Source organism: Flavobacterium sp. H4147, assembly GCF_029360735.1.
Taxonomy (GTDB): Bacteria; Bacteroidota; Bacteroidia; order Flavobacteriales; family Flavobacteriaceae; genus Flavobacterium; species Flavobacterium endoglycinae.
In genome coordinates, this window is sequence record NZ_JARKNB010000001.1 from 912,264 (window position 1) to 927,467 (window position 15,204).

Annotated in this window: 12 protein-coding genes; 8 read left to right on the top strand and 4 right to left on the bottom strand. The window is 33.4% G+C overall.

Translation table 11 applies throughout. From position 1 onward, the window contains the following. Positions 1-309 precede the first annotated feature (309 nt). A complete protein-coding gene (locus tag P2W75_RS04035; protein ID WP_276379004.1) occupies positions 310-2,139 on the bottom strand; it encodes a helix-turn-helix domain-containing protein in 1,830 nt (609 codons plus the stop codon). Positions 2,140-2,321: 182 nt separating this feature from the next. Between P2W75_RS04035 and P2W75_RS04040 the strand changes: the two genes are divergently transcribed. Continuing rightward, positions 2,322-2,483: a hypothetical protein gene (locus P2W75_RS04040; protein WP_207298230.1), complete on the top strand. Its 162-nt coding sequence runs from the start codon at positions 2,322-2,324 to the stop codon at positions 2,481-2,483. Positions 2,484-2,626: 143 nt separating this feature from the next. Here P2W75_RS04040 and P2W75_RS04045 read toward each other — a convergent pair whose 3' ends face one another. Further along, on the bottom strand, positions 2,627-3,178 hold the full coding sequence (locus P2W75_RS04045) for a hypothetical protein (RefSeq protein ID WP_207298231.1): 552 nt from the start codon (positions 3,176-3,178) through the stop codon (positions 2,627-2,629). 118 nt (positions 3,179-3,296) lie between these two features. Between P2W75_RS04045 and P2W75_RS04050 the strand changes: the two genes are divergently transcribed. The 7 genes from P2W75_RS04050 (at position 3,297) to P2W75_RS04080 (ending at position 13,563) form a co-directional block, all read left to right on the top strand. After that, a complete protein-coding gene (locus P2W75_RS04050) occupies positions 3,297-6,071 on the top strand; it encodes a 2-oxoglutarate dehydrogenase E1 component (protein WP_207298232.1) in 2,775 nt (924 codons plus the stop codon). 93 nt (positions 6,072-6,164) lie between these two features. Next, positions 6,165-7,415 (top strand): 2-oxoglutarate dehydrogenase complex dihydrolipoyllysine-residue succinyltransferase, encoded by a 1,251-nt coding sequence (gene odhB, locus P2W75_RS04055; RefSeq protein WP_276379005.1) that lies wholly within the window; start codon positions 6,165-6,167, stop codon positions 7,413-7,415. A gap of 210 nt (positions 7,416-7,625) precedes the next feature. After that, the gene (locus P2W75_RS04060) at positions 7,626-10,109 is read left to right on the top strand and encodes a TonB-dependent receptor (RefSeq protein WP_207298234.1); all 2,484 of its coding nucleotides are present in this window, start codon (positions 7,626-7,628) and stop codon (positions 10,107-10,109) included. 61 nt (positions 10,110-10,170) lie between these two features. Beyond that, the gene (locus P2W75_RS04065; protein WP_276379006.1) at positions 10,171-10,503 is read left to right on the top strand and encodes a hypothetical protein; all 333 of its coding nucleotides are present in this window, start codon (positions 10,171-10,173) and stop codon (positions 10,501-10,503) included. 14 nt (positions 10,504-10,517) lie between these two features. After that, entirely contained in the window at positions 10,518-10,817 is a 300-nt protein-coding gene (locus P2W75_RS04070) for a hypothetical protein (protein ID WP_207298236.1), read from the top strand. A 3-nt stretch (positions 10,818-10,820) separates the two neighbouring features. Next, positions 10,821-12,383, top strand: a complete 1,563-nt coding sequence (locus P2W75_RS04075; RefSeq protein ID WP_276379008.1) for a PepSY domain-containing protein — start codon at positions 10,821-10,823, stop codon at positions 12,381-12,383. A gap of 52 nt (positions 12,384-12,435) precedes the next feature. Then, positions 12,436-13,563, top strand: coding sequence for a PepSY domain-containing protein (locus tag P2W75_RS04080; protein WP_276379009.1), 1,128 nt, complete (start codon positions 12,436-12,438; stop codon positions 13,561-13,563). 39 nt (positions 13,564-13,602) lie between these two features. On the opposite strand, the gene P2W75_RS04085 is transcribed toward P2W75_RS04080, so the two are convergent. Then, positions 13,603-13,950, bottom strand: a complete 348-nt coding sequence (locus tag P2W75_RS04085) for a toxin-antitoxin system YwqK family antitoxin (protein WP_207298239.1) — start codon at positions 13,948-13,950, stop codon at positions 13,603-13,605. Positions 13,951-14,162: 212 nt separating this feature from the next. Then, entirely contained in the window at positions 14,163-15,158 is a 996-nt protein-coding gene (locus P2W75_RS04090; RefSeq protein WP_207298240.1) for a TlpA disulfide reductase family protein, read from the bottom strand. Positions 15,159-15,204: the final 46 nt, after the last annotated feature.

Here is a 15,204-nt window from a genome sequence, read left to right on the forward strand (position 1 = left end):
TTTACTTTTGTAGAAGTAATTTCTGGCAACTTGTTAGTAATTACGTTTTTGTTAAATCAACTTATAAAACAGAGTCTCCACACTCTGTTTTATTTTTTTACTCTGGTTTTGTTTTTGAAGTGGCTACTCACTTTCGCTTTCGCCACCCTTCAAAACCAAAGTCGAAACTAATCTTGTTTTTCCGATTAATTTCTGAGACAAAGTAAAAAGCTTTTTTCCTGAAAAAAAAACGAAAAACCCCCATATTTATAAAATAAGGGGGTCTATTTTAAGGTTTAAAACATTTATTTCCAACAAGTTACAACAAAACTACTTGTTTTCGTTTTCCTTCATCTGATTTATCTTTTTTATATAAATTGAGGGGCTGATTCCGGTTGCAATCTTAAAATATTTGGTAAAAGATTCAGGACTTTTATACCCAATTTCTTCTGCAATTGCATTAATTGAATACGATCTTAGCTTCACATTATTCTTTAATTCGATAATAATAAAGTTAATTCTAAGCTCATTTACATAGGAACTGAAGTTTTTATCCAGCTCACTATTCACGATTTTAGACAAATAAGCTGTATTCGTTTTTAATCGTTTGGCAACATTATGAAGCGTAAAGTCTTGTCTTAAGAACAATTTTTTCTCTTCCAGCTTAATTAGTTTGTCCAAAATCTCTGTTCTGGTTTCATCTTTTATAATGAAATTACTATTGGCAGTTTCTTCAATATCAATGTTTTCGCTTTCGATATCGGCATCAATATGATCTTCTTCTGTGCTTGATCCGTCAGAAGGACTATTGATTGTTACTATACTATTAGATATAAGTTCAGTCTCAAACTCTTCGTCTTTTTTATCAATAAAAGTGTCTACAGTCTCCGCATTATGGGCTGTAACTGCCGTTTCTTCGGAAGATTTCTGGTTCTCAAAATTTTGGATTTTAAGCAGCAGTTCCTCAAATTTAACTTGGTTTTGAATAGATTCTTTTCTTCTTTTAATGAAAAACCCAATAAATAAAAGAATCAGAAAACCCGTTATACCCAGCAATATCCATTTTTGGTTCTTCTGTTCTGTTTCTCTTTCTTTACTTTCATTAATGTCAATTTTGTGCAGGTGATCTATGGCTTCAATTCGCTTTTCACCTATTTTCTTGGATTTATCTATAAACTGACTGTAGTAATAATTTGATTCTGAATAGTTTTCGATCGATTTATAGTTCTCTGCCAGTAAATAATAGATCTCAGAAAGCTTCTCGACCGGTATATTTGACGGCGCTTCGTTCTTAATAATCGATTTTAAAAGGTCGATTGCTTTATCATATTCTTTCTGAAGCGAATAAAGTTTAGAAATCCTGATATTAATTTCGGTAATTAGATTATTACTGTCAATTTCTTCAGCAATTTTAAGGGCATTTTCGAAGGTTATTTTTGCATTTGAAAAGTCCTTTTTATCGATATAAATTAAACCCAATTGTTCCAAAAAATGGATTTCGTGCTCTTTTAGATGGTTTTTTCGGGATTCTTCAATACCACTTTTTATAAAAACATAGGCTGAGTCCTGTTTATTTAAATTAATATAAGTTTTAACTAAGCCTAATTTTATGTCCAGCTTGCTTACATTATTAAAACCTTTTTTAGACAGATTTTCTTTGTAAATTTTGAGTGCTTCCTGATAACGTTCTAATTCGTAAGCAATACTTCCTTTTTTTATCGAGATATAGTTGTAAGCATCGGTATCATTGAGTTTTTTGGATAAAGTGACACACTCTTCGTACAATGTAAGAGCTTCCTGGAAATCAAATTCATTGAATAAATAATTCGCTTTATTGATTTTAAAAACCATTTCTAGTTTTTGATTGTCGATTGCATCTGCTTTCTGAATGGCTTTGTCAAAATAGTAAAAAGCACTGTCTTTTTGGGTTAAAGCGCCGCTTAAATCAGCTAAAAAGCAATATGATTTCGCTTCTTCAACGACCAAATCATTGGCTTTAGCGTATTTAAGAACCTTATGACAATAATATTTCGCTTTCGTGGGATTATTGTACAATAAGCTTTTAACAGAATCCTTATAAGTTTCAATTTTATTTTGAGAAAAAGTAAAATTGATCGTAAATAATACAACCAAGGTATAAATCTTACTTATTACATTCATATTTGTTTATTTTTAAAAATAAAACATTAACAATCAGGTAGTTACTTGGATTCTAAAACAGACTATTTTTATAAATCTGGGGATTTATGACTTTTTTTTGAGGCTTTTTTGAGATAATTTCACCATATGATTTTCACAACACATTCAAAACCAATTAAAAAACCATTCAAAACCCAAAGATTATGAAAAAAAATAACTTAAAAAAATTAGTGTTAAAAAAAACTAACATTATTGAGCTTAATTCAGAAGAAGCTAAAAAAATTATAGGAGGTACTAGTACAGTTGTGGCAGCTCCAGAGCACACAGATCCTCGCAGTATGTATTCGATGTTTTGTGTATTGTAAATAAAACCTTGAAAACAAAATAAAAGCGGTCCAATTGGACCGCTTTTTTATTTGTTTTTAGTTTAGAGATGCAGAAATTCAAGTAAAAAGGTTTTCTCTCTATTGAAACTTTACTTCTTTGTACCTCTGCATCTTAGCACCTTTTAAAAATAAACCCTAACAAAAGGCATAAATCCAGAACCGTAAAGACTTTTATTAGGATCATATAAAACGTCGTATCTAGCACCAATAGTAACATTTCCAGTTCGGTAACCAGCGCCTAGATATAAGGCCGTATTCCAATAACTATCTGAAAAAGCCGGTCTGTTAACATTAGATTCATATCTCGTATCGACTCTTACCTGCTCTAACTCGGCAGATAACTGAACTTCGGGAATTGGGTTTACAAGAGTAATTAAACTTCCCCCATAAACATAGGACTCGTAATAATTTTTTGAAGACAAATAACCAAACTGTACTCCAACTCCAACTGCTACAATTTCATTTACATTATAAATTGCACTTGGCATTACAGAAATGTCAGTATAACCCGAACCAATTCCTAATCCAAGCCCTCCTCCAAATTGAACTTTATCCCAAAAATCGTTTTTGTTATCAATAACATAAGTTTGCTGTGCAATAGTATAACTTGAAAATAACACTGTCAAAATCACAAAAAAAGATTTGCAATCGATTGAAAATTGAATTTTATTCATAGTTAACGTTTATTTTAACAAATTTTTACGTAAAAGTACGTAAAAAAAAGATTTAAATAGAGGCGATTGTTGTACTTTTGCCATTCTATTTAACAAAAAGTATATTCAATAAAATATTATGGATAGGTTTTCATTTTTAAATGCAGCGCATACCGAGTTTTTTGCACAATTATACGATCAATATCTAGTAAACCCAGACAGCGTTGAGCCTAGCTGGAGAAGTTTTTTTCAAGGTTTTGACTTTGGAATGACTACTTACAATGACGAAAATCCAGTGCAGACGATAGTTGAGTATGTGACTAGCCCAAACACAGATTACAGTCAGGTTTCAGAAAAATTACAGAAAGAGTTTAACGTTCTAAAATTAATCGATGGTTACCGTACACGCGGACACTTGTTTACCAAAACAAATCCAGTTCGTGACCGCAGACAATCGTCGCCAACTTTAGATATTGAAAACTTCGGATTATCTTCAGCTGATCTTTCAACTGTTTTTGATGCTGCGCAGACAATCGGAATGACTCCTTCTTCATTAGAAGCTATCGTAAATCGTCTTAAAGCAATTTACTGCCAGCATATTGGTATTGAATATATGTATATTAGAAATCCTGGCGTTGTAAAATGGATTCAGGATAAATTAGCTGTAAATACAAATCAGCCTAATTTCTCTACAGAAGAAAAGAAAACTATCTTAAATAAATTAAACGAAGCCGTATCTTTTGAGAACTTCCTTCACACTAAATATGTTGGGCAAAAACGTTTCTCATTAGAAGGTGGAGAATCGATTATTCCAGCTCTTGATGCTTTAATCGAGCAGGCTGCTGAAAAAGGTGTTGAACAATTCGTAATGGGAATGGCTCACCGTGGTCGTTTGAACGTTTTGGCAAACATCTTCGGAAAATCAACTCAAGATATTTTTGGTGAGTTCGACGGTAAAGATTACGATCAAGAATATTTTGATGGTGACGTAAAATACCACTTAGGTCTTACTGCAGACAAAAAAACAAGATCTGGTAAAAACATCAATATTAACTTAGCGCCAAACCCTTCTCACTTAGAAACTGTTGGAGCTGTTATTGAAGGTATTACTAGAGCTAAACAAGATAAATATTACGCTGACGATTTCTCTAAAGTATTGCCAATTGCGGTACACGGAGATGCTGCAATCGCAGGTCAGGGTATTTTATACGAAATTATCCAGATGGCTCAGCTTGATGGTTACAAAACTGGAGGAACAATCCATATTGTAATCAACAACCAAGTTGGATTTACAACGAACTACTTAGACGCTCGTTCTTCTACATATTGTACAGACGTTGCTAAAGTAACTCTTTCACCGGTATTACACGTAAATGCTGATGATGCTGAAGCTGTTGTACACGCTGTATCTTTTGCATTAGACTACAGAATGCAGTTTGGACGTGACGTATTTATCGATTTATTAGGATATAGAAAATACGGCCATAACGAAGGTGATGAACCTCGTTTTACGCAGCCTGTTTTATATAAAATCATTGCTAAACACAAAAACCCAAGAGACATTTATGCTGACAAATTACTTTCTGAAGGCGTAATCGATGCTTCTTATGTAAATGGTTTAGAAAAAGAATATAAATCTGCTTTAGAAGAAAACTTAGAAGCTTCCCGTAAAAAAGATTTAACAATCATTACTCCATTCATGAAAAACGAATGGGACGGATTTGTTCAGGTAACAGATACACAAATGCTTCAAAAAGTAGATACTACTTTCCCTAAAGAAGGTTTAGATTCTATCATCAATACAATTTCAACATTACCAGAAGACAAAAAATTCATCAGTAAAATAACTAAAATTGTTACGGACAGAAAATCTGGATATGACAATAATACTGTTGACTGGGGAACAGCAGAAGCTTTAGCTTACGGTTCACTTTTAACAGAAGGATTTGATGTTCGTATTTCAGGTCAAGATGTTGAAAGAGGAACTTTCTCTCACCGTCATGCCGTAGTTAAAGTTGAAGATTCTGAAGAAGAAGTAATTTTATTAAACGGAATCGAAAACAAAAAAGGAAAATTTGGCGTATTCAATTCACTTTTATCGGAATACGGAGTTTTAGGTTTTGATTACGGATATGCATTAGCAAATCCAAAAGCCTTAACAATCTGGGAAGCACAATTTGGAGATTTCTCTAACGGAGCTCAAATTATGATTGACCAGTACATTTCTTGTGGTGAAGACAAATGGAACAACCAAAATGGTATTGTAATGTTATTGCCACACGGATATGAAGGACAAGGTGCAGAACACTCTTCTGCAAGAATGGAGCGTTACTTACAACTTTGTGCAAGACAAAATATGTATGTTGCAGATTGTACAACTCCAGCAAACTTCTTCCACTTGTTAAGAAGACAGATGAAAACAAATTTCCGTAAACCTTTAGTTGTTTTCTCTCCAAAAAGTTTATTACGTGATCCAAGATGCGTATCAACCGTTGAAGAATTAGCAAACGGAAGTTTCCAAGAAACAATTGATGACAATGCTGTAGATAAAAAGAAAGTAAAAACTTTAGTTTTCTGTACAGGTAAATTCTACTATGATATTGTTGCCGAAAGAGAAAATAACGGAAGAAATGACGTTGCAGTTGTTCGTATTGAGCAATTATTCCCTTTCCCTGTTGAGCAAATCAAAGAAATCATAGCAAAATATCCAAATGCAGATGATTATGTTTGGGCACAAGAAGAGCCTAAAAACATGGGCGCTTACAGCTTTATGTTAATGAACTTTGATCTTGTAAAATGGAGATTAGCTTCATTAAAAGCATACGCTGCTCCAGCATCAGGAAGTTACACACGTGCTAAACGTCGTCACGCAGATGCAATTAGAATGGTATTCGATAAAAATTTATTTAGATAATTAAAATATGTTTCAAGTTCAAGTTTTAAGTTTCAAGTTTAACAACCTGAAACCTGAAACTTGAAACCTTAAAAACCTTAAACAAAAACAAAGATGATTTTAGAAATGAAAGTCCCATCACCAGGGGAGTCAATAAAAGAAGTTGAAATTGCAACTTGGTTAGTAAAAGACGGAGATTATGTAGAAAAAGATCAGGCTATTGCTGAAGTTGATTCAGATAAAGCTACTCTTGAGTTACCTGCTGAAATGAGCGGTGTAATTACATTAAAAGCTGAAGAAGGTGATACAGTAGCAGTAGGTGCTGTGGTTTGTTTAATTGATACAGATGCAGCGAAACCTGCAGGAAGCGGATCTGCAGCTCCAGCAGCAGAAGCACCAAAAGCTGAGGCTCCAAAGGCTGAAGTAAAAGCTGAAGCTCCAAAAGCAGAACCTGTTCAAGCTCCAGCAGCAACAAGTTATGCAGCAGGAACTCCATCTCCAGCAGCAAGAAAAATATTAGACGAAAAAAATATTGCTCCGGCAGCAGTTACAGGAACTGGAAAAGGTGGCAGAATTACTAAAGATGATGCAGTAAATGCAACAGCTGTAGCTTCAATGGGAACTCCAACTGGAGGAAACCGTGGAACTGAACGTACAAAATTATCGATGTTACGTCGTAAAGTAGCAGAAAGACTTGTTTCGGCTAAAAACGAAACAGCTATGCTTACTACTTTCAACGAAGTAAACATGACGCCAATTAACAATATCCGTAATGAATATAAAGATGCTTTCAAAGCAAAACACGGTGGTCTTGGCTTAGGCTTCATGTCATTCTTTACAAAAGCAGTTACAAGAGCACTTCAATTATATCCAGATGTAAACTCTATGATCGATGGAGATTACAAAGTAGGATACGATTTCTGTGATATCTCTATCGCAGTTTCTGGACCAAAAGGATTAATGGTTCCTGTTGTTCGTAATGCTGAAAACTTAACTTTCCGCGGAATTGAAGCTGAAATCAAAAGATTAGCTTTAAGAGCTCGTGATGGTCAAATTACAGTTGACGATATGACTGGAGGAACTTTCACAATTACAAATGGTGGAGTTTTTGGCAGTATGTTATCTACTCCAATCATCAACCCTCCTCAATCAGGAATCTTAGGAATGCACAACATTATCGAGCGTCCGATTGCTGTGAATGGAAAAGTTGAAATTCACCCAATGATGTATGTAGCACTTTCTTACGACCACAGAATCATCGACGGACGTGAGTCAGTTGGTTTCTTGGTTGCTGTAAAAGAAGCTCTAGAAAACCCATTAGAATTATTAATGAATGGCGATGCTAAACGAGCTTTAGAATTGTAATTAGAAGATAATTTCTAAAATATATATAAAAAACCTGTTCAGTTTCTGAGCAGGTTTTTTGCTTTTAAGCCTTCTAGAAATAGAGTCTTTCTTGTTAAAAACGTAATTTTTACATTTTTTTAAATATTTTATTTAGAATAAATTAAAACAACTTGTTTTGTTGCAATTCAAAACATACATTTGCACTATCAAAATTAATTCTAAATAAAAATGAGATTAAAAAATACAATTTTGCTCTTAACTTTTTGTTTTGCTCTTTTTACTGGACCAGCAGTTTGGGCACAAGAAAGAGCATCTATCAAAGGTCAGATCAGCTTAACCAATAATGATGCTGTAGATAATGTTTCTGTAGTATTAAAAGGAACAAAAATAGGAACCACAACAGATGCGAATGGTTTTTATGAAATCAAAAACATTAAACCAGGAAATTATGTGATTCGAGTTTCTGGGATTGGTTATTCTTCTAAAGAAAAAAGTGTTTCTCTAAATAGTGGAGACGCTATTATAGAAGATTTCAAAATCAATGCTAATTCTGAACAGTTAGATGAAATTGTAGTAAACGGAAATGGGAAAAGAAATCCATTAGCACGTAAAGAAACTCAACAAGTATCAAGATTACCACTTAAAAATCTTGAAAACCCACAAGTATATACCACTATTACTGCCGAACTTTTAAAAGAACAAGTAGTTACAAACATTGATGATGCACTTAAAAATGCGCCAGGATTAACACCACTTTGGGCTTCTACAGGTCGTGGAGGTGATGGAGCAGGATATTTCTCTTTGAGAGGATTTGCTGTTCAGCCCACTATGATTAATGGATTACCTGGATTATCAAACGGAGGTTTAGATCCTGCAAATATTGACAAAATTGAAGTAATCAAAGGACCTTCAGGAACTCTATTCGGAAGCAGCTTAATTTCTTATGGAGGTTTAATTAACTTGACTACTAAAAAACCTTACGATCACTTTGGCGGAGAAGTTAGTTATACAGCTGGAAGCAATGGCTTAAACAGAGTTACTGCTGATATTAATACGCCTGTAGATGAGGAACACAGAATTAACTTCCGTGTAAACACAGCTTACCATACAGAAAATAGTTTTCAAGATGCTGGATTCAAAAAATCATTCTTTTTTGCTCCATCATTATCTTACCAAGTTAGTGACAAACTTTCGTTTTTCATTAATACAGAATTTATGAATAACAAACAGACGAATCCTACAATGTTGTTTTTAGACAGAGGCGCTCCGTTAAGAGTTCATAATATTGATGAATTAGGTTACGATAACAAACGTTCTTACACTAGTAATGAATTAGCAATCGAAACTCCATCATACAATTTACAAGGTCAAATGATGTATAAATTCAATGATCAATGGACTTCACAAACTGTAGTTTCAAGAGGTTCATCTTCATCTGAAGGATACTACTCTTATATTTATGAAGGTACACAATACGCTCCAGCTGCAATAAATCAAGGAATTGTTTTGGGACGTTTTATGAACTATCAAAATTCAACAACACTTACAACTGATATCCAACAAAACTTTATTGGAGATTTCAAAATTGGAAACATGAGAAACAGAATTGTTGCCGGTTTGGATTACTTCAATAGAGGTGTGATCGATAATAGTTCTAATTATGTATCAAATGGAAATATCTATATTGGTAATCTAGATTTAAAAACTGTAAACGAAAATCTTTATGGAATTACTGATCCTGCTAAGTATATTACAAATGGAGATAATGGAAATTTAACTAAAGCAGGAACTGATGCACTTATCGCTTCTGCAGGTATGAGCAACAACAAAACAAAACAAGAAGTGTACAGCGCTTACGTTTCTGACGTATTTAACTTCACTCCTGCTTTGTCTGCAATGGCTAGTTTACGTGTAGACCGTTTCATTACTGCTGGTAATGTAACTACAAAATCTGATGATTTTAATCAAACTGCTTTTTCACCAAAATTTGGTTTAGTATACCAACCAATTCTTGATAAAGTTTCGATTTTTGCGAACTACATGGACGGATTTGCTAATTCTGCTCCTGTTACAGAAATTTTGGCAGATGGAAGTACTCGTCCGAGAACTTTTAAACCAGAACACGCTAATCAATTTGAAGTTGGAACAAAATTAAATCTATTTAAAGATAAACTTTACGCTACATTCAGCTACTACGATATTCAAGTAAAAGATCAGGTTTACATCGTTTATGGAGCAACAACTCAAATCGCTCATCAAGATGGAGCACAAAGAAACAAAGGTTTTGAAGCAGAATTTGTGGCAAACCCAATTAATGGTTTAAACATTGTTGCAGGTTATAGCTATGTTGACGCTATCTTAAATGCTGGAGACCCTTCATTTGTAGGTCACAGACCCGAAAGCTCTGGACCAAGAAATCTGGCAAATCTTTGGGCAAGTTATAAATTCCAAGAAGGAGATTTACAAGGATTCGGTTTAGGTTTTGGAGGAAACTATGCTGATAAAAACCTAATTATGAACAGAAATGTTGTAGGTCAGTTTGCACTACCTTCTTACACTGTTTTAAATTCTTCTATTTTCTACGGAACAGAAAAATACACATTGACACTAAAATTAGACAATATTGCCAATGTTGACACCTATGATGGATGGTCAACTATTCATCCAAGAAACATGAGAACTGTTGCGGCGAATTTCTCTTATAGATTCTAAAAAAAGTTAAACAAAAACACCTTTCTTTAATTGGAAAGGTGTTTTTTAAATTTTAAAAATTATGATAACAATAGCAAGTCTTATAGTCTTTTTAGCTTTTTACACATTGTATTACACTTCAAAAAGAGCCGCATTATCATATGATTTAGGTTTTGAAAAATGGATGCAGAAAAATCCAAAACAAACAAAAATTACAGGATTGATTCTGCTTTTAACTGCTTATATGATGTGGCTTTTTACACAATCAATTGGCTGTGGTACTTTGATGTTTTTTATTCAGCTTATGACAATTGGAAGCTTAATTATCATTCTTACTCCATTAAAAAAAGTAAATAGTAAAGTTCTTTTAGCAATTTTGATTATCGCAGCTTTATTAGAATTTTATTACAATTAAAACCATACCTAACAATGCCTGCAAATCCAAAATACTTAACACCTGCTTTTTGGCCTCGTTTTTCTAAAATTACGGCGGCTATCCTTGGTGGATACTTTGTTTCTGTAACTTTTCATCTCGCTTTGGCTTCATGGTTCAGTCGTGCAGATGTTCTAATTACAATGGCATTTAGCGGTTTTATTTTATGGGTGGTGTTGATGATTATCGCTTTTCTTGCCAAAAGCGGATGGAAAATCTGGGGTATTTACATTCTGCTTTCTTTGCTTTTTTCCTTACTTATCTATCTTGGTCAAACTTATAATCCTGCGGCATAATCTATGAATAATCGTCATTACAATATCTATTTTCATACGCATACCGTAAGCGGCATTGTTATCAGCGTAGTGCTTTTTGTAATTTTCTTTGCAGGGTCCTTTTCTTTTTTTAGAGATGAAATCATCAATTGGGAAAGAAGTGAATCTACTGCTGTAAGCAGAGAAATTAAGTTAGATTACAATAGCGCTTTAGAAAATCTTGATAAAAAACACATTTTACACGGAAGAAATATTACCATTTCTAAACCATCAATACAAAATAGAGTTGCGGTTTACATGGAAGGCACCAAAGATACTTTGGCACCAGCCAAACAAAAAGAAGGATCTTTCTTTTACCTTGATAATAAAACCTTCAAACCTTATACATACGAAGAATCTTATTCGTTAGGAGAATTATTATATCGTTTGCATTTCCTGGCACAAATTCCTTATCCAACTGGATATTATCTCGCCGGATTTACAGCTTTGTTTTTTCTATTTGCCATCATTACTGGAGTATTACTACACTGGAAAAAAATCGTTTCTAACTTTTATGTTTTTCGTCCAAAGGAAAAATTAAAAACATTGTGGACAGATGCTCATACAGCTTTAGGAATGATCGGACTTCCGTTTCAATTTGTTTATGCCGTAACCGGAGCTTTTTTCATGATTAAACTTTTAATTGTAGCGCCCGCAGTAATGGCTTTATATAAAGGAGATCAAGACAAACTTTATAAAGAACTGGAATACACAGACGCCGATTATAAATTTGAAAACAAAAAATTAGCTAATCCTTTTAATATTAATGAGCTTGTTGCAAAAGCAAAAAGCAATTGGACTGATTTTGAAATTACACGTGTTATAATTCAAAATTATGGCGATATCAATATGCATCTTTTAATTGAAGGTGAATTGCCGAGCCAGAAGAAATTTACTGGCATTGGAAAAGTAATCTATCGGGTTTCTGACGGAAAAGAAATTGCCAAAAAAGATCCCATTACTCAAAATGGTTATCTTGACGTTGTAAAAAATGTATTGTATAGAATACACTTTGGTGATTATGGCGGATATGCTTTAAGAATCGTGAGTTTCATTTTGGGAATTATTTCTTGTTTTGTCATCATTTCAGGAGTAATGATCTGGCTCGTTGCCCGACAAAAAAACAACATACCTGAAAAGAAAAGACGTTTTAACGCCACAGTGGTTAGAATTTATCTTGCCATCTGTTTAAGTATGTATCCAATTACCGCTTTAGCTTTTATAGGGAGTAAACTTTTCTATCCTCTAAGCCAATCTAATTTATACATCCTTTATTTTGGCGGATGGTTATTGCTCACAATCTTTTTTATCATTAAAAAGAATGATGCCTTTACGAATAAATTCTGTTTGATTTCGGGAAGTATATTAGGTTTCTTCATTCCAATTACTAACGGAATCGTAACTGGAAATTGGTTTTGGAATTCTTTTATGCAGCACAAAATCCAGATTTTCTTTATTGATGTTTTTTGGATTTTTCTTGCAGCAACTTCATTATATGTTGTCTATCATTTAAAACCTAAAAAGGCGGTTTCAGAAAAATTAGCTTAAAATAATTTGTGCTCTATTGATTTTGCGTATACTTTTACGCTTTTAATCAAAAATGAGCTTCAAAACAAAAATACGTTTTCTACATAAATGGCTCGGATTAATCTCCGGGCTTATTGTTTTTATAATCTGTATTACCGGATGTATATTTTGTTTTCACGATGAGATAAAAGACATTACCCGAAAAGAATGGCGTTTTGTAGAACCTCAAAACAAACCTTTCTTATTACCCTCTCAATTACAGAAAAAAGCTCAAGAAGCTTTTCCAGAAAATAAAGCCAGCATGGTGGCCTATTATGGTAAAAATAGATCGGCAATTGTCTATACATTTTCAGATACTGGAAATCGGTATCTCTATTTCAATCCGTATACTGGAAAATATCTTAAATGTGAAAATCCAGATACTGATTTCTTTATAATCGTAGAATACATTCATCTCTATCTGCTTCTTCCGGATTATATTGGAAAACATATCATTGGCGGAGCAACCATAATCTTTATTTTATTATTGATTTCAGGAATTATACAATGGTGGCCCAAACGTAAAAGCGATATTAAAAGAAGTTTCAGTATAAAATGGTCTGCAAAATGGCGTCGCGTAAATTATGACTGGCATAATACTACAGGTTTTTACATTTCTCTAATCGCATTAATTTTAGCCATAACCGGACTTACTTTTACATACGAATGGGTTGGTGAAGGAATTTACAAATCCTTCAATTTAGGAGGAGATAAAGCAGCTGAAACAAAAACGCCCGTAATCGACACAACGACATTCAAAACCAATTCAATTACTGCCATTGATAATGCTTTTGTGCAGACAATGAAATTACAGCCAAAAGCTGAAATGTTTTTTGTCATGATTCCACAGCAAAAAGGCGATATTGTAAGCACAGGCGCTTATCCGCATACTTTGCGATATGATCAGCAGAGCAATTATTATTTTCATCCGTCAAGCGGAAAATTAATTCAGAGCCAGACTTTCGATAAAAAATCTTTAGGCTTACAGGTTGTCGAAATGAATTATGGAATTCACACCGGACAAGTTTTAGATCTTCCTGGAAAAATTATAGCTTTCACAGTTAGTTTAATTGCTTCTGCTCTGCCTGTAAGCGGATTTATAATTTGGTTTGGAAGAAGCCGAAAATCTAAAAAAAGTAAAAGCATAAAAAAACCGTCCTAAAAACGGAACGGTTTTTTTATAAAGTCTGAAATTATGTGATTAATTTCTATTTGCTAAAGCATTTTTTTGTAAACTCTTAACCGAACTTACTTTATTATCTACATAAGCAACTTCGTTTAAATTGTTTTCATTAAAATAAATCCATTTTCCGGTTTTAACACCGTCTGTGTATTCTCCAACGGCTTTTTTGTTCCCTTTTTCATCATAAGATACCCAGACACCGTCTAATTTACCATCTTTAAAAAAGCCTTCTTGCTGTACTTTACCATTATCATAATAATAAGTGGCTTTTACCTTGTTTCCAACAGCTTCTAATTCAGGCTTTCCTTCTTGTGCAACTACAATTCCTGAGAACAATATTGCAGCTAAAATTACACTCTTTTTCATATCTTTAGGTATTTAATGTTAAGAAATCTTTACCAAATATAATTAATTGTTTACATTAAAAAAACTTTTGCTTAACAATTTGGTAACATTGAATAAAAACTTAACATTGGAAATTTCCCAACAACAAAAAAAACCAATGCTCAGGCATTGGTTTTACTGGTATTTTTATCAAAAAAGAAAATTACGATAACGTTTTCAATTTCGTAAATAAATTAGTTCAATAAGCCGTTTAACTGCTCTTGAAGCTTTGGATCAGATGGTCTTGCAGCATCAGAACTTACCACATTACCTTTTGGATCAATGATAATAAATCTTGGAATTCCAGTTACACCATATTTCATTACGAAGTCTGATTCCCAATCTTTATCGGCAAATAATTGCACTCCCCCTAAATTCTTATCATTTACAAACTTTTTCCATTTTTCATGATCTTTTGCCTTATCTATAGAAATACTCACAAACTCGATGTTTTTACCGTGGTACATCTCTTCTACTTTTTGCAAATAAGGAATTTCAGCTCGGCATGGCGCGCACCAAGTAGCCCAAAGATCTATATATACGTATTTCCCTTTTAAATCAGCAAGTTTGGTTTTCCCGCCTTTATAATTTTCATAGTCAAATTCAGGCGAAGCTTTTCCAGTCATTTTAGCAGCTTTCGATGCTCTTTCGTATTCTTGAAATGCGTATTGATTAAAACTTTCAAAACTCATTTTCAAGGCCGTTTTAAACTCAGGATCAAAATCTCCTTTTTCAAGACTTTCAGAATCTGTTTTTTTCTTGGTTTCCAAAAGAGACGTAAATTCGGCTTCTGGTTTAGAAAAAGCTTCATTTTGGAATTTCTCATCTTTTAAAGATTGTTGCGCCAAAAAGTTACTTTCGTTTACTCCTTTACCTTTATATACAATTGTTTCGTCAAACTCTTTGGCATCCATTGTCAGATTAATTTCAGAGTCTGGTTTTAAATAGATGTTTGAAGATTCTTTACCATCAGAGAAAACATAAAACCCTTTTGGAGCTTCAAAATTCGCAGCAAAAATCTCCTTATTATTAATTGGGATAACTTGTTTAAAATTATTTCTTCCTTTAATTACCAAAGTATCACTGTTTCTGTTAGCAATTTTAGCGGTAAATTTTATTTCATTTTTGGCTTGACCAATAGCATTCAACGTACTAAAAATCAGCAGACCTGCAGCAAAAAGATTTTTCATATAGAATATAGTTTGTTTTTAGTGATTCAAATCTAAAGAAATAACC

Bases quoted from the DNA above. Each gene is read 5' to 3' on its own strand.
- P2W75_RS04090 (WP_207298240.1), bottom strand. From the start codon at position 15,158: ATGAAAAATCTTTTTGCTGCAGGTCTGCTGATTTTTAGTACGTTGAAT.
- P2W75_RS04060 (WP_207298234.1), top strand. From the start codon at position 7,626: ATGAGATTAAAAAATACAATTTTGCTCTTAACTTTTTGTTTTGCTCTT.
- P2W75_RS04070 (WP_207298236.1), top strand. From the start codon at position 10,518: ATGCCTGCAAATCCAAAATACTTAACACCTGCTTTTTGGCCTCGTTTT.
- odhB (WP_276379005.1), top strand. From the start codon at position 6,165: ATGATTTTAGAAATGAAAGTCCCATCACCAGGGGAGTCAATAAAAGAA.
- P2W75_RS04080 (WP_276379009.1), top strand. From the start codon at position 12,436: ATGAGCTTCAAAACAAAAATACGTTTTCTACATAAATGGCTCGGATTA.
- P2W75_RS04045 (WP_207298231.1), bottom strand. From the start codon at position 3,178: ATGAATAAAATTCAATTTTCAATCGATTGCAAATCTTTTTTTGTGATT.
- P2W75_RS04065 (WP_276379006.1), top strand. From the start codon at position 10,171: ATGATAACAATAGCAAGTCTTATAGTCTTTTTAGCTTTTTACACATTG.
- P2W75_RS04050 (WP_207298232.1), top strand. From the start codon at position 3,297: ATGGATAGGTTTTCATTTTTAAATGCAGCGCATACCGAGTTTTTTGCA.
- P2W75_RS04075 (WP_276379008.1), top strand. From the start codon at position 10,821: ATGAATAATCGTCATTACAATATCTATTTTCATACGCATACCGTAAGC.
- P2W75_RS04085 (WP_207298239.1), bottom strand. From the start codon at position 13,950: ATGAAAAAGAGTGTAATTTTAGCTGCAATATTGTTCTCAGGAATTGTA.
- P2W75_RS04040 (WP_207298230.1), top strand. From the start codon at position 2,322: ATGAAAAAAAATAACTTAAAAAAATTAGTGTTAAAAAAAACTAACATT.
- P2W75_RS04035 (WP_276379004.1), bottom strand. From the start codon at position 2,139: ATGAATGTAATAAGTAAGATTTATACCTTGGTTGTATTATTTACGATC.